Source organism: Maribacter aquimarinus, assembly GCF_047345505.1.
Taxonomy (GTDB): Bacteria; Bacteroidota; Bacteroidia; order Flavobacteriales; family Flavobacteriaceae; genus Maribacter.
The window spans coordinates 33210-49236 of the sequence record NZ_JBLFEO010000029.1 but is presented as its reverse complement, the minus strand read 5'-3'; the positions used below and the strand labels follow the sequence as shown (position 1 = coordinate 49236).

The window sequence follows — 16027 nt, the reverse complement described above, 5'->3', positions numbered from 1 at the left end:
TCGTACTGCCGGATCATCCCGATGATCTGGCTCTCTGTAAACTTGCTTTTTTTCATTGTCCCAAAATTTAAAGTTACTCATTTTCCCATTTTAGAGCACTCCGGATTTTGGGGTAGCTTTCAAAATCTTTTTGTTTTGATTTATTTTTTCCTGTCCAGATCAAAATCCAAAAGATTTTGCGGACTTCATAAAAATACACAAACCCTTGCTAATAAGCCCGAAGCCCGTATTGTTTATAGGTTTTGTTGTGCGTTCGTTTTATTCCACGATTAGTACAGGAGTAACCTTTCCATCGTGATATTCTTGTACTAAAAAATGAAGTGGTTTAGTTGAGTTTATTTTATTAAATCTATTTCTTTTTTCGAGGTTTGAGAGACTTTTGTGCAATGCATACTTTAATGCAAATCTATACGAATCGAAAAGCTCAATTCGTCCATCAAAATCATACCAATCCAGCCCTTCATATTCTGTGTTTTTCAAACTAGTGTAATCGAGTTTATGCAGCTCTTTGCAGAAAGTTAATGTAATTCCAGGAAGAGCATAATATCCATCAGCGTAGTCATGCGAGCCTAAATCGTATGATTCAGTTACAATTTGTAGAGGATTATTTACCTCATTAACACCATATACATTTGCTTCAGGGTTCTTGTCTGCTAAATCGCGATGTGTGAAAAGAATCGCCAATATTTTGGAATTTAAATCTACTTTTTTTTCTGAATTTGTCCACCATGCATCAATATTCAAGTCAATTTCTTTTTCAAAATCTGAAATTAATTCTTCAATATTTATTTTCGAAATATAATTTTTGAATTGTTCAAATAAAGGATGTAGTTCTCGTTTATTTAAAAACTGTTTTTTAGTCTGATTGAATTGTTCTTGTAACTCACTTCCTATTTTTTCATTAATTGAATTTTGAATAATTTTTTCTAAAAATATAATGCCCGTATGCTTAGATTGTTCAATTATAATTCCTTTCGCATTCAGTAATTCAGGTTTATCTGTCTTGTTAAAAAGATGTTTTTTGATTTTTGTGGTGTTTTTTTCAAAATGTAAAATTGTATCCAAACCTCCCAATTTTTCTGAAACTCTTTTTCCAATATTTTCTATCCTAGTTATCTGAAATTGTCCTCTTATTTTTTCTTTTTCTTTTAAATCTTTTTTAAGCGGGTTGATGAAAATATACTTGCTAAGAAAAATTATCGAAGTAACTGCTAATATTACAATAACTATCATGGTGGGGTTTTGAAACATATATTCATTTACATCTTCTAAGTTCCTAATACCTTGTTTTTTATCAAAGACTTTTAGAAAGTTCCAAACTTCGGGTGGAGTAAATAATGCTGCAATCCCGAGTATTATAGCAATAAGTGAAGTGCTTTTGAATTTTGAATATCGTTTTTCATATTTCTTTTGAATTATTTCTAATTCGTTAGATGTTAGAGGGAGAGTTTCAATATTCATTGTATTTTTTTAAATGACGCACAACGTGTTTGTGTATGATTAGTGGCGTGGTTTAGCACGTAATTTAGCAAATAAATACCGAATAGAAAATCCGCGAGGATTTTCGTAAGTAGGCTATAACTAGCCATTAATTATACACGGTGTTGTGTGCAGTGTTTTTATATTATATCAATTATATCTCCATCTGTATAAACTATTTGCGTAACATTATAAACAGTTTTTCCAGCTCTAATAATTTCTCCGTCATCAGTAATTTTTTGCTTTATCTCTAAATCACAAATAATTTTAGTTCCATTTGAAAATTGCAAATTCTTATTTATTATTAAATTTTTGAAATTCTCATCTTTAAGAGTAAAAGTTATTTGTTCTCCTTGATGAACTGCTTTCCAGCTCATTCTGCTTCTTTTCAAAACGGGCGAAACAATTTCTAATTCTATGTCGTTCAGATATTCAGGGTCAATGTCCTTATCTTTTACAATGAATAAGTTAAAATCTTTTCTTGGGACTATCTTTTCTTGAGATTTCGGTTCCAGATTTTCATCTAATTCTTGTGTTGAAACTTGGTCAACTTTTCCAACATTTAGCAGATTTTCATAAAATTTTGATTTCGATATTTTAACTTTATTAAGTTCCGAAATATAAATAGAAAGCTCGTTTATAAATTCTTGGTCAACTATAAATTCTTCCTGTTCTTCATTTTCCTCATTTTTGTCTTCGTTCAGTTCTTTTTTTAATTTTTTAATTTCCAGCTCTAATTTCTCTTTTTTCAATCGTTCCATTTCTGGGTCTGAATTTATTTTTTGAGAAATTACGTCAGACATTATTGTAGCAACTATTCCAGCAAAGAAAGTTCCAACTATTACAACTTTTCTCCTATTTTTCTTTTTATTCCAAAATTTGTAAATGGCTTTTAAACCACCTTCTTCAAGAGCTTGAACTTCAATAGATACTTCTAAATCAAGAATTTTTGTTACTTCATCAACGATTTTTAATAATTCAGCTTCTACTGTATTAAAAATTTTTGCGTCCATCGAATGTTCATTATTCGATAAATAATAATGTAACTGAAGATGTTCTATTTTTTGTTCACTCATAATTTTCGTATTGATTGGTCACATTGCACACAACGGTGAGTATAAGAAAAGTAGGGCAGATCGTAAGCGATGTTCTATACGTTTAGTCACAAGCCAAATCTTTTGCATTTTGTTTTTACCTTATTTTTCTAAAAACCAAATCAAAAGATTTGGCGACTTCACAAATACGCCCAAGCCTTTAAATTCAGCACTTACCGCCCTATTTTTTTTATACATTGTTAGCAACTGGCTTTTCCTCAGTTTCTTTTATGTTCTTGCTTATTCCAACTATAAAGTTCTTAAAGCCAAGTTCCATTTCGTTCAACTTTTGATTTGAATTATTGTCAATTTCACAAATGTCATTTATAAATAAACAAGTTAGATAAATTGCTAGGCGTGTAAATGGGTCAGTATATTCGGATGAAATAACTTTTCCTTTTACTTTCCTGAATTCTTCAATCGCTGGATAATTCGAATGAGTATGTATTGAAGAGTGTTTATAGGTATTTATAAATGCTCTTGTCTTACAGCAATGTTTTATTAAATCAATTATCTGTAAGACTCTCAATCTGTTGTTTTTAATTAAAAATCTCCATTTTGATTTTTTTTTGCTTGGGTCAAAAATCTTAATTAAATAGTTTTTTGGGATACTATTTATAAACTCGGATTTTTCAATTTCTGAAATAGTTTTTGAAATCTGATTATCTCTTTCCTTTAGAACTTCTTCTATTTCTTTGTAATCGGTTAATTCAATTTCGTATTTTTTTTCTTGATAAAGTCCATCCAGTTTCCAGAGTAGAAAACGAAAGTGTTTTTCGGAATTAGTTTTTGGTTCTACGAAAATGTGATTAAATGCAACGTAAGTTTCAATTAAGACCCTAATTGTTGTATTTACCGTAAACAGGTCATAACCGTTCATTTTCTTAATTTCTCCAGATTTTTTATGCTCAATTATTCCGTTAGATAAATGAAAAAATGAAGATGAATGAATCGCAAATTTATCAATGAGTAAGGTTGAATATTCCATCCATTCGCTTAACTCTGTTTCTTTTCGAGCAGTATAGATTTCCGTCAATGGCCCGAGTAGTAGAACTTCGTAAAATGCTAGTGGATTATTGTAAAGAATATCTTTGGTCATCGGTTTTTTGAGCTTGTTGCTAACGTAGGAATATGATCATTGATCATATACCCATTATACGCACAAGATAACAAAACTTTTGGTGTTCGTGCTGCCGCTGTGGGCCATTTTGGCATCCCTATCAATGGTCCCGGTGGCATCTTGGCCCAACCAAGCATGAGGGCCACCACTGCAACACCGAAAGGGGTCCCTAGGGCCCCAGGCACCTGGCAAGCCCCGGGGCCCGCGTTAGGGATAGGAGCGGAAAGCCCACAGCGAGGCACGAGCGCGGACTTGCAGCGCATAGCCCGGCCCGCAGGGAACGCCCACGCCTTCCCCCCTTGTCCATTTGGGTCGGTATCCGACACATTGCCCTGATAACTGCCACCGTGGTTGGGTAAGCGCCCAAATGGCCCCGGCCCCCGGCACTGTGAGACCAAGGTGCCGGGGCCGACTTTGCAATTGCTTTTTCATATGGTCCCAAAGGGAGCGCGGACGGGCCCGATCCAGGGATTTGGCGTACTTTTATGAGGCCACTTTTGGGGCAGTGCCCCCCCTAGCTTAGTTTGGATGCCCTGACCTCCACGGGTTCATGGGTTACCCGCCGTGAAGCGCCCCGGTGGGCATGGTGCTTGGTTTCCCATTGGACCGCGAACCAAAAAAGGCCGGCCGCGGGGCCGATAAAGAAAAATGGGCACGGGGCGTAAGGAATTCCATAAATTGGCGTCCAAACCTGGGGGGTGCTTGCCCTCCGGGCAACAGGGCCAACGAAACCCTTGGGTCACACCCAAATAGATAATATGAATACGCAAAACGGGCACACCTTGGGCCACCACTGGAAGGCCTATTTTTCGGGCAGCTGTTTTTGCCACCTTTCTAAAGAAAATGAAGGTGCGCACAGCACCAATACCATAACACAAAGCACAACGAAATGAAGAGCACAAAACTGGAGATACCCAATAAAAAAGGCCATAAATTACAGGCGTACCTGGAGCTGCCGGCCAACCAAAAGCCCAACCACTACGCCATTTTTGCCCATTGCTTTACCTGTAACAGCACCTTGGGCGCGGTAAAGAACATCAGCAGGGCCCTGACCCAGCACGGCTTTGGGGTGGTACGGTTCGATTTTACGGGCCTTGGGCGCAGTGAGGGTGCCTTTGCCGAGAGCCACTTCTCCGGAAACATAGAAGATCTGCTGTCCGTCAGTGACCACCTGGCAAAGCACTACCAAGCGCCCTCCCTCCTGGTGGGCCACTCCCTGGGCGGGGCGGCGGCGATCGTGGCGGCGTCCAAGTTGGAGAACATTAAGGCAGTGGCCACCATTGGCGCCCCGGCTACGGTGCAGCACGTGACCCATCTGTTCTCACACGGCCTGGAAGAGGTGAAGGAAAAGGGCGAGGTGGAGGTGAACATTGGCGGCAGGCCGTTTAAGATCGACCAAGAATTTGTGGCCGACTTTGGGAAGACCGATCTGCCCAAGATTACCAAAGAGCTGCGCAAGCCCCTCTTGATCATGCACGCCCCTTTTGATCAAATTGTTGGCGTGGAGAACGCCCACCAGCTCTACCACAATGCCCACCACCCAAAGAGCTTCATTAGCTTGGACCAGGCAGACCACCTCCTGACCGAATCCAGGGACAGCGCCTATGCCGGCAACATGATCGGCAGTTGGGTACAGCGCTATTTTGAACCGGTGGAGCATGCCATGCCGGACCCCGAGGGCGAACAGCTGGTGGGCCATCTGAACCTGGTGGAAGACCACTTTACCACCTCCATACAGACCAAACGGCACGCCTTCATTGCCGATGAGCCCGGCAGTGTTGGTGGGGACGATTTTGGCCCCTCGCCCTATGAGTTCCTCAATGCGGGATTGGCCGCCTGTACCGCCATGACCCTAAAGTTGTATGCCGAGCGCAAGAAGTGGGACCTACGGGAGGTGTTTGTGTACATCACCTATTCCAAAAAGCACAGTGACGACCTAAAGCTGGATCTGGATGAGCCCAAACGCTTGGACCACTTGCAGAAAAAATTGCGGTTTGTGGGCAACCTGGATACGGCCCAGCGGCAGCGCCTTGCCGAAATTGCGTCTAAATGCCCGGTGCACAAGACCTTGCAAAGCGAGGTGATCATAGCCACCGAATTACTGGAATAGTTGCGGGGTACAGGCCATTGAATTGCGGTGCCCGGCCATCTTGGCCGGGCTCTGGATACGTAAAGATACAGCCATTGGCCCGGCGGTATGGCCCGGCAAGTCGCGTAAACGGTCCCCTCCGCGCCTCTGCGCCAACCATCCCTTTCTGGGAAAACTGGTGCTCCAAGCCAGTAAGCCGTAAAATTTAGGTGCAGTGCCAAAGCGTGCGGCAGCACGGGCCATGATGGAAGCAAGTAATTTTTGCGCCCTGGCGCGGGGCCTGGCGCGCTGTGGCGTGGTCTGGTGCATGGGGCCAACAACGCGGACCCGGACAAAAGGGAGGCCTTGGCTAGCCCACTACCTCTTCCGTCACTTTTTCGGAGTTGCGCTTCCCGTAGAAATAAAGGGAGTGCTTTTCTATCTTAATGTCAAACACCTCCTCAATGGTCTTTTTAATGGCCTCTACCCGGGGATCGGTAAACTCCACCACCTCACCGGTATCGGTAAGGATAATGTGATCGTGCCCACCATCAAAGAAAGATTTCTCGTAGTGGGCCTGTTTGTCGCCAAACTGGTGCTTGCGCACCAGGCCGGCATCCAGCAGCAGCTCAATGGTGTTGTAAATGGTGGCCCGGCTCACCCGAAAGCCCTCGTTCTTCATGTGCACATAGAGGGTATCCACATCCATGTGCTCGTCAATATTGTAGATCTCCTCCAGGATGGCATAGCGTTCTGGCGTCTTTCGGTGTCCATTTTCCTCCAAAAAACGGGTCAACACGCCTTTAATGATCTTAAAACTACTCTCACATGCCATAATTGTTGCAATTTATACCGTGGTACGTTCAAATTCTCGTTCAAACCATAAAATAAAGCATAAGTTCCACATTATTATATGAGTTATGTCATTTTTAACGCTAATTCAAACTCATTCTTAATAAGAACAGTGTTCGGGGAGGGGCCGTTTTCCGTGACTTGGACAGCTGCCGCCCAAGAAAGGGCCTTTCTCCCTGATGATGCCGGTGCGGGCCGTGCCTTTTTTTTTAGGTTGATGTGCCCTTGGCCTTCCGTGGGGCCCTGCAGCTGGTTTTCGGCAACCGGAGCCCTTTCGGGGAGCATTCCCTTTGTGGGCAGGAAGGGCAGCACCCCGCTTTTGCAAAACGCTTCGCCAACCGTTTGGCTGCTGCATCTGGAGTATTTTCCTAATTTCGCGGCTCAAAGAAAGCTCGTGTATCCTTTAATAAGCTATCTAAAATTCCTTCTGGCCAGCACCAATGCGCACGGGGTGCACTCGCCCTTTGTGTACGGTTACCTCACCCGCTGCCTGCACCAAAAAAAGCCGGGCGGACTAACGGCCACAGAGGCCGTACTGGCCCAGAGCATAAGGTACTTTAGTTTTGATGGGGTATGGTTGTTCCATGAGCGGCCCCAGCTGAAAAGCAAGCTGGAACAACAGTGCGGCCCCATCCGTTGGCAGCCCAAAGCGCCCCAAGTGGCCTATCTGAACAAAGGCCTTCCCAATGCCTTTTTTGGGGCGGCACCGGCAATGGCGGCCGGGGGCATGCTGGTGGTGCCGGACATACACAAAAGCCGTGAACGGTTTAGGGCCTGGAAGCAACTGCTTCAAGAGCCGCGCGGCAGGGTTACCCTGGACCTGTTCCATTGTGGTGTTGTTTTTTTTGGGCGGGAGCAGGCCAAGGAACACTTTACCCTGCGTACCTAAATCCTGGGAACGGGTACGGCGGGATGCCACCGCGGCCAATGGCGCCCTGGGCGGAAAAAGATGTGCAGGTACATCTTCTTTTCCTTATTTTTGAGGTGGAACAAACACAAATCCCATGGACAATACCATCTACATCATTCTAGGTGTCCTCATCGTGATCTACCTGGCCGTGACCATCATGAACAGGAGACAGGCCAAGGAACGGAAATCGAGAAAATTCATGGAGAAATACAAACGTAAAGAGCGGGAGCAAAAAGAGTGAGCAGGGATCGGATGCTTAATACTTAATACTCGGTACTCAGTACTCAGTACTCAGCACTGAATCACAAAATTGGAAGTTCGAAGTGTAGGGTTGAAAATTTAAAAACGTCATCGCGAGGAGCCCTCTAAATGTTGAAGTTTGGCAAGCAGTCTCCCAGCGACGCGGCCATCTGTTGAAAGTACGGAAATACGAAAGGGGAAATGGGAAGGTTGAAATGGGAAAATTAAACCCCCTTTACTCAATACTTAATACTAAATACTCATTACTTAATACTCAGTACTCAAAACTCAGTACTGAATCACGAAATTGGATGTTCGAAGTTTGGGGTTGAAAATTTAAAAACGTCATGGCGAGGAGCCATCTAAATGTTGAAGTTTGGCAAGCAGTCTCCCAGCGACGCGGCCATCTGCTGAAAGTACGGAAATACGAAAGGGGAAATGGGAAGGTTGAAATGGGAAAATTGAACCCCTTTTACTCAGTACTCAATACTTAATACTAAATACTCAGTACTTTATACCATACACTCAATACTAAGACAACGAATGAAGATATACACCAAGACCGGAGACCAGGGCACAACGGCCCTTTTTGGAGGCACCCGTGTGCCCAAGCACCATATTCGCATAGACAGTTACGGCACCGTGGACGAGCTCAATGCCTGGCTGGGACTGCTAAGGGACCAGCCCATGCACCAAGAGGGAAAGGAAACCCTGATGCATATACAGGAAAAGCTCTTTACCGTGGGCGCCATTTTGGCCACGGACCCCCAAAAGGCCACCTTGAAAAATGGAAGGGAACGCCTAAACATTCCGCGGATCAAGGATGCGGACATTGCCTTTCTGGAAGGGGCCATTGACCGTATGGATGCCCAATTGCCCCCCATGACCCACTTTATCTTGCCGGGGGGCCACACCACCGTGTCATATTGTCACCTGGCCAGAACGGTTTGCCGCCGCGCAGAGCGCATGGCCACCCTGTTGCACGAGAACGAGCCTTTTGACCCGGAGGTGCTGCGCTACCTGAACCGATTGTCTGACTATCTTTTTGTGCTCTCGCGCAAGCTTTCCCTGGACCTGGGTGGCGAGGAGGTAAAATGGATTCCCGAAAAGGGGGTCTAATATTTTCAGTTTTTCTTCGTTATGTGCATATCTATTTGTATGTTCTGGGAAGATGGCCAAATAAATGCAAATTATCTTGGCCGTTACCATTTAAAAATTATTTTTGCAAAAATTTAAAAACACGTTACCACCATGTATTGGACATTAGAACTGGCATCTTACTTGAGCGATGCGCCCTGGCCGGCCAGCAAGGACGAGCTTATTGACTATTCCATCAGGACAGGTGCCCCGTTGGAGGTAGTGGAAAACCTGCAGGCCATGGAAGAGGAGGGCGGCGAAATATACGAGTCCATCGAAGAGATCTGGCCAGATTATCCCACCGAAGAGGACTACCTTTGGAACGAGGACGAATACTGATCGCACCCTAATGCATTTACTGCCCAAAAGTCTCCTAGGAGGCTTTTTTTTTATGTAATTTTGACAGGGATAAGGACAATGCGGTACCCACAGCGGAAGATGGAACGCTTTTTGCCCCTTCCCCAACCATGGCGCCAAAACAGGAAAGGCGCAAGGACCGCCGGCCGCAAAAGATGGATTTTTTCCGGCCAACATTAAAATCTAGACATACCCATGAATTTCATCAATTCACTCTTAAAGGCCTTTGTAGGCGATAAATCCAAAAAAGACGTCAAGGAACTGCAACCGCTGGTGCAGAAAATAAAATCGCACGAGAGCGAATTTGAACAGCTTGGCCATGATGCCCTCCGCCAAAAGACACAGGAGTTCAAGGACGCCATAGAAACGGCCAGGAAGGAGTTCACGGACAAGATCAAGACCCTGGAAGAGGAAGTGCAGGCTTCCACGGACATAGACAGGAACGAAGACCTCTATGCCGAGATAGACAAGCTCAAGGAGGAATCTTACAAAGTTTCGGAAAAGACCCTCAACGAACTCCTCCCCCAGGCCTTTGCGGTGGTAAAGGAAACCGCCAAACGCTTTAAGGACAATGAGACCCTTACCGTCACGGCCACTGAATTTGACCGTAAGCTAAGCGGCACCAAAGACTATGTGACCCTGGATGGAGACCGGGCCGTATGGCGCAACAGCTGGGACGCCGCCGGCAAGGAGGTTACCTGGGACATGGTGCACTATGACGTGCAGCTCATTGGGGGCATTGCCCTGCACCAGGGAAAAATTGCCGAAATGCAAACGGGAGAGGGAAAGACCTTGGTGGCCACCCTGCCCCTTTACCTGAACGCCCTGGGCGGAAAGGGAGCCCACCTGGTCACGGTGAACGACTACCTGGCCAAAAGGGACAGCGCCTGGATGGCGCCCATTTTTGAGTTCCACGGCCTCTCCGTGGACTGCATAGACCACCACACCCCCAATTCCGAGGGGCGCAGACAGGCCTACCACGCAGACATTACCTACGGCACCAACAACGAATTTGGCTTTGATTACCTCAGGGACAACATGGCCCATACCCCAAAGGACCTGGTGCAGCGCCCGCACAACTACGCCATAGTGGATGAGGTGGATTCCGTTTTGGTGGACGATGCCCGTACCCCATTGATCATCTCCGGGCCCGTGCCCGAGGGCGATCGCCATGAATTCAACGAACTAAAACCCCAGGTGCACGAAATTGTGCAAAAACAGCGCCAGCACCTTACCGGGGTGCTGGCCGAGGCCAAAAAGCTCATTGCCGAGGGAGACACCAAAGAGGGCGGGTTTTTGCTCCTGAGGGTTTACCGCGGACTGCCCAAGAACAAGGCCCTCATTAAATACCTCAGCGAAGAGGGCATCAAACAATTGCTGCAAAAGACAGAGAACTTTTACATGCAGGACAACAATAGGGAAATGCCCAAGGTAGATGAGGACCTCTTGTTTGTCATCGATGAAAAGAACAACCAAATAGAACTCACGGACAAAGGGGTGGACTATCTCTCCGGAGAAAAGAACAGGGACTTCTTTGTCATGCCGGACATAGGGGCAGAAATTGCGAAGATAGAACAGCAGGGGCTGGAGATAGAAAAAGAGGCAGAACTAAAGGAAGAACTCTTCAAGGACTTCACGGTAAAGAGCGAGCGCATCCATACCATGAGCCAACTCCTAAAGGCCTACACCCTTTTTGAAAAGGACGTGGAATATGTGGTCATGGACAACAAGGTCATGATCGTGGATGAGCAGACCGGGCGCATCATGGACGGCCGGCGGTACTCAGACGGGCTGCACCAGGCCATAGAGGCCAAAGAGAACGTAAAGATCGAGGCGCTGACCCAGACCTTTGCCACGGTGACCCTGCAGAACTACTTTAGAATGTACAGCAAACTGGCGGGTATGACGGGCACCGCGGTCACGGAGGCCGGGGAATTCTGGGAAATCTACAAATTGGACGTGGTGGAGATACCCACCAACAGGCCCATTGCCCGGGACGATCGCAACGACCTCATCTACAAGACAAAAAGGGAAAAGTACAATGCCATCATAGAAGAGGTCACCAAACTGAGCCGGGAAGGAAGGCCGGTACTGATCGGCACCACCTCAGTGGAGATTTCAGAACTGCTCTCCCGCATGCTCACCATAAGAAAGGTGGAGCACAACGTGCTCAACGCCAAGCTACACAAAAAAGAGGCAGATGTGGTGGCCGAAGCGGGCAAGCCTGGTGTGGTCACCATTGCCACCAACATGGCGGGAAGGGGAACGGACATTAAACTCACCGACGCCGTGAAAAAGGCCGGCGGACTCGCCATTGTGGGTACGGAAAGGCACGACTCCAGAAGGGTGGACAGGCAGCTGCGCGGTAGATCGGGAAGGCAGGGAGATCCCGGAAGCTCCCAGTTCTACGTGTCCCTGGAAGACAACCTTATGCGCCTTTTTGGATCGGACCGAGTGGCCAAGATGATGGACAAAATGGGCTTGGAAGAGGGCGAGGTCATACAGCACAGCATGATGACCAAGTCCATAGAACGGGCACAGAAAAAAGTGGAGGAGAACAACTTTGGGGTACGCAAAAGGCTCTTGGAATATGACGATGTCATGAACGCCCAACGCGAGGTGGTGTACAAAAGAAGACGCCACGCCCTGCAGGGCGAAAGGCTACAGGTGGACATTGCCAACATGATCTATGACACCTGTGAACTGATCGCGGACACCAACAAGGCCGCCAACGATTACAAGAATTTTGAGTTTGAACTCATCAAGTACTTCTCCATGACCTCGCCGGTAAACGAGGAGGAGTTTGCCAAAATGACCCCACAGGACATTACCCACAAGGTGTACAAGGCGGCCTATGACCACTACAAGGAAAAAATGGAACGCAACGCGGCCACGGCCCTCCCCGTCATTAAACAAGTGTACGAGGACAACAGCAACAATTTTGAGCGGATTGTGGTGCCCTTCACCGACGGCGTAAAGACCCTGAACGTGGTCACCAACCTGCAAGAGGCCTACGAAAGTGAGGGCAAGCAGCTGGTGACCGATTTTGAGAAGAACATCTCCCTGGCCATCATAGACGACTCCTGGAAAACGCACCTGAGAAAAATGGACGAGCTGAAACAATCCGTTCAATTGGCCGTGCACGAGCAAAAAGATCCCCTTTTGATCTATAAGTTCGAAGCCTTTGAGCTCTTCAAGGCCATGATCGAAAAGGTGAACAAGGAAGTGGTCTCCTTCTTGTTCAAGGGAGAACTGCCCACGGGCAATCCCAATGAGATCCAGGAGGCAAGAAACGTAAGAAGGCCCAAGGAAAAGCTCAAGACCTCCAAGGAAGAGATCCCCAACAGCGATGAGCTTGCCGCCAAGCACAGGGCCGCTGGCCAAACCCAACGCCAAAGGCCCGCCGTGACCGAAACCATTGTACGGGAACGGCCCAAAATTGGAAGGAACGAACGCGTTACCATAAAAAATGTCATGAGCGGTGAGAGCAAGACCGTGAAATACAAACAAGCGGAGCCCTTGATCCAGAAGGGAGATTGGGTGCTCACGGAAGATTAGTGGGCCCTGCCCAAAGCATTTCAAGGCATCCCAGGTGGATGCCTTTTTTTGTCCCCGCTCCCACTGCCACCAACGCTCTTTGGAAATGTGCCAGAAAAATGACTCCAGTTCCCTTTTGAAAGTCAACCAAAGAAATTGAGTTGTTTTTTTGGCCTGCGGAAAAGAAAGATCGGGCATGGCCCAGCTACGGCGTATTTTTATTTTGAAGTAGGTCGTAAAAAGAAACCCTGCATCTGCTTATTTTCAATGGGATGATTTCCCAAGAAAAAAAGGGAACCAGTATGACCGACTCCAAAACAAAGCTTCAGGGGGCACCTCCCCAAATTCTGAATAAAACGCTGCCCCGTTCATCCTAAGCATCAAAACCCCAATCAATTTAACATCTTAAATAGGGTTGGTCCATAATTTTGGCTAACTTTCTTGTTTAAAATCAAAAAAGATGACTACTTCCCGCCGTACCTTCCTCTCTTCCATTAGCATGTTGGCCGCCAGTACGGCCATGCCCCTAAGCAGTTTTGCCTTTGCACCTTCCAAAAAATTGAAGGTGGCCTTGGTGGGCACCGGGATCCGGGGCATTACCTTCTGGGGCAAGCGCCTGGTGGACCAATATTCCGATATCTTGGAGTTTGTGGGGCTCAGCGACCACAACGCCAGCAGATTGGCCTATGGACAAAAATATATTGGCACCGATTGCCCCCTCTTCACCGATTTTGATGAGATGGTGAAGACCACCAGGCCGGACCTCGTCATTGTGACCACCAAAGACTCCAACCACCACGAGTTCATTGTCAAGGGCCTGGACATGGGTTGCGACGTGCTCACGGAAAAGCCCATGACCACGGACGAGTTCAAGTGCCAGGAAATCATTGACGCAGAAAAACGGTCGGACAAAAAGCTCATCGTGGGCTTCAACTATCGGTGGAGCCCCTACGCCACCAAGATCAAGGAACTGCTCCAGAACGGCAGCATAGGCGACTTGGTCTCCATAGACTTCAACTGGTACCTGAACACCTACCATGGCGCCTCCTATTTTAGAAGGTGGCACGGGGAAATGGAAAGCGGCGGATCGCTCTGGGTGCACAAGGCCACCCATCATTTTGACCTCCTCAATTGGTGGATAAATTCGGAGCCAGAGCAGGTGTTTGCCTACGGAGATTTGGAATTTTACGGAAAGAACGGGCCGCAACGCGGCAAAAATTGCCGGAGTTGCCAGTACCAGAACAGTTGCGATTTTTATTGGGACATCAACAAAGAGCCCTTTTTAAAAAAACTGTACGTGGACCATGAGCACGAAGACGGGTATATCAGGGACAATTGCCTCTTTCGGGAAAATGTGGACATTTACGATAAAATGAGCGCCCAGGTGAGATACAGGGACAACACCATCCTCAATTACTCCCTTACCACCTATTCTCCCTACGAGGGCTGGCGCGTGGCCTTCAATGGCACCAAAGGCCGCATGGAAGCCTGGCAAGACATCCCCTACCTAAAGAACAGCACGGTTGCCGAAGCGGAAAAGCACGCCAAGGAGATGGAACAGAGCGGTGCGGAAGAAACCTATGTGGAGCCCCTTATTGTGCACAAGCTATGGCAGCCGCACCAGACGGTGGAAGTGCCCATGGAAAAAAGTGGCCATGGTGGTGGGGACAAGCGCCTGCACGACAAAATTTTTGCAAATCCCAATGCGCCAGACCCCTATGACCGAACCGCCGGCCTGCGGGATGGCGCCATGTCCATACTCATAGGCATCGCCGCACGCAGGAGCATAGAGCGCGGAGTGCCCATAAACATTGCAGACCTTACCGAACTGGAACCCAAGCGAAAGCGCAGTTAGAAGGCAAGTGCGGCACAAAGCGGCCACATTTGCAAAAGAAACTGGCGTAATTGCATAAATGTAAGTAGTTTTACGCCACTAACACAACCATTCTACAGGTTCCAACCCATAGGTCATGTACCAGATAAAAGATGATACAGAACGTCTAAAGAACAAGGTAAGGCTCGTTCAAAATTTAAATTATGTTTCTGGGGCCCTCTCCATCATCTTTGGCCTCTTGTGCTATTTTGCCCTCGGCATTACCCATATTGTGCCTCATGCCTTCGTTATTTTTGGGGTCTTGAACCTTATCAATACCCTGGCCTACCAGAAGCACCGTTCCTACGGAGTGCTCTACCTCACGGCATCCACGATGGCCCTGATCACCTCCTTTATCATCACGCTTTACACCGGCGGCATAAACAGTGCCTTTATCTTTACCTTGGCTCTCATTGTCTTTGCCGCATACATGACCACCAGAAGGTTTGGCCAGATTTATCTCAACTTTATCTTTTTGCTGGTGATCTTCATCTTTTCACAGAGCATCCCAGATTTCAGCTTTGTGGAAAATGTGGTCCCGGAGGGCTCCCGAAACATCTTTAACCTGTGTTCCGTGCTCTTTTCCTTTTACCTGTTGGGCAACGTCTTTGGCAAAAACCTGTTGAACACCCACCACAAACTGTACAAATCCAAAATGGAGCTGGAGCAACAGTTGCAGGACAAAGAGACCCATCTCATGGAGGTGCACCACAGGGTAAAGAACAACCTGCAGACGGTGAGCAGCTTGCTCAGCCTGCAATCCAGGAACATGGAGGACGAGAAAATGAAATCCATCATCAAGAACACCCAGAACAGGGTCATCTCCATGGCCATGGTGCATGAAATGCTGTACATGCGCCAAGATACCGCCCACATAGCCTACAAGACCTACGTGCAGGAATTGGGGAATTACCTGATACGGTCCATCAAGGGCCTGGAGAACAAGGTGCGGCTGATCTTGGACATCCAAGACGTGAAGCTGGGCATTGATACCGCCATCCCCTTGGGTCTATTGATCAACGAGGCCCTGACCAATTCCCTAAAATACGGCCTAAAGGACATGGAAGAAGGGGAAATACGCATTGCACTAAAAAAAGAAATGGGCAATGGGTACCTCCTTACGATTGGGGACAACGGTATGGGCTTTCCCGACAGCATCACCCATAAAAACACCAAGTCCCTGGGGCTAAAGCTCATAAACAACCTAACCCGCCAGCTCCGGGGCACCATAAAAAAAGACCCCACCAAAAAAGGCACCCACTACATTATCCGGTTTCAGGAAATAACGCAGCAACTTTCCCCTGTGGCCTAGGGCAAGCCCTTTTGGCGAGCGGTTTCCTGTCCTTGTTTTATCCAGGAA

General features: G+C 47.0%; 12 protein-coding genes. 8 read left to right on the top strand and 4 right to left on the bottom strand.

Going from position 1 to position 16027, the window contains the following annotated elements; translation table 11 throughout:
* Window positions 1–258 precede the first annotated feature (258 nt).
* The 3 genes from ACKWCC_RS16515 to ACKWCC_RS16505 form a co-directional block, all read right to left on the bottom strand.
* Complete coding sequence (locus tag ACKWCC_RS16515) at window positions 259–1461, bottom strand: hypothetical protein (RefSeq protein WP_413997071.1); 1203 nt, start codon at window positions 1459–1461, stop codon at window positions 259–261.
* A 158-nt stretch (window positions 1462–1619) separates the two neighbouring features.
* Window positions 1620–2555 carry a hypothetical protein gene (locus ACKWCC_RS16510; RefSeq protein ID WP_413997070.1) on the bottom strand — a complete coding sequence of 312 codons (936 nt, stop codon included), beginning with the start codon at window positions 2553–2555 and terminating at the stop codon, window positions 1620–1622.
* Window positions 2556–2763: 208 nt separating this feature from the next.
* Window positions 2764–3672, bottom strand: coding sequence for a DUF5677 domain-containing protein (locus tag ACKWCC_RS16505; protein ID WP_413997069.1), 909 nt, complete (start codon window positions 3670–3672; stop codon window positions 2764–2766).
* 910 nt (window positions 3673–4582) lie between these two features.
* Between ACKWCC_RS16505 and ACKWCC_RS16500 the strand changes: the two genes are divergently transcribed.
* The gene (locus ACKWCC_RS16500; RefSeq protein WP_413997068.1) at window positions 4583–5803 is read left to right on the top strand and encodes a bifunctional alpha/beta hydrolase/OsmC family protein; all 1221 of its coding nucleotides are present in this window, start codon (window positions 4583–4585) and stop codon (window positions 5801–5803) included.
* A gap of 328 nt (window positions 5804–6131) precedes the next feature.
* Here the strand turns inward: ACKWCC_RS16500 and ACKWCC_RS16495 are convergent, their stop codons facing one another.
* Entirely contained in the window at window positions 6132–6596 is a 465-nt protein-coding gene (locus ACKWCC_RS16495) for a Fur family transcriptional regulator (protein ID WP_413997067.1), read from the bottom strand.
* 411 nt (window positions 6597–7007) lie between these two features.
* Here ACKWCC_RS16495 and ACKWCC_RS16490 point away from each other — a divergent pair, with 411 nt between their 5' ends.
* The 7 genes from ACKWCC_RS16490 to ACKWCC_RS16460 all read left to right on the top strand — a co-directional run bounded on the left by ACKWCC_RS16490 (window position 7008) and on the right by ACKWCC_RS16460 (window position 15979).
* Window positions 7008–7502, top strand: a complete 495-nt coding sequence (locus ACKWCC_RS16490) for a hypothetical protein (protein WP_413997066.1) — start codon at window positions 7008–7010, stop codon at window positions 7500–7502.
* A 115-nt stretch (window positions 7503–7617) separates the two neighbouring features.
* Window positions 7618–7764 carry a hypothetical protein gene (locus ACKWCC_RS16485; protein WP_413997065.1) on the top strand — a complete coding sequence of 49 codons (147 nt, stop codon included), beginning with the start codon at window positions 7618–7620 and terminating at the stop codon, window positions 7762–7764.
* Between the two features lie 542 nt (window positions 7765–8306).
* Window positions 8307–8882 carry a cob(I)yrinic acid a,c-diamide adenosyltransferase gene (locus ACKWCC_RS16480; protein ID WP_413997064.1) on the top strand — a complete coding sequence of 192 codons (576 nt, stop codon included), beginning with the start codon at window positions 8307–8309 and terminating at the stop codon, window positions 8880–8882.
* A gap of 132 nt (window positions 8883–9014) precedes the next feature.
* Window positions 9015–9239, top strand: coding sequence for a DUF2795 domain-containing protein (locus ACKWCC_RS16475; RefSeq protein WP_413997063.1), 225 nt, complete (start codon window positions 9015–9017; stop codon window positions 9237–9239).
* A gap of 213 nt (window positions 9240–9452) precedes the next feature.
* The gene (gene secA, locus ACKWCC_RS16470) at window positions 9453–12815 is read left to right on the top strand and encodes a preprotein translocase subunit SecA (protein ID WP_413997062.1); all 3363 of its coding nucleotides are present in this window, start codon (window positions 9453–9455) and stop codon (window positions 12813–12815) included.
* Between the two features lie 439 nt (window positions 12816–13254).
* Window positions 13255–14649: a Gfo/Idh/MocA family oxidoreductase gene (locus tag ACKWCC_RS16465; protein ID WP_413997061.1), complete on the top strand. Its 1395-nt coding sequence runs from the start codon at window positions 13255–13257 to the stop codon at window positions 14647–14649.
* A gap of 115 nt (window positions 14650–14764) precedes the next feature.
* Complete coding sequence (locus ACKWCC_RS16460; protein ID WP_413997060.1) at window positions 14765–15979, top strand: sensor histidine kinase; 1215 nt, start codon at window positions 14765–14767, stop codon at window positions 15977–15979.
* Window positions 15980–16027 lie beyond the last annotated feature (48 nt).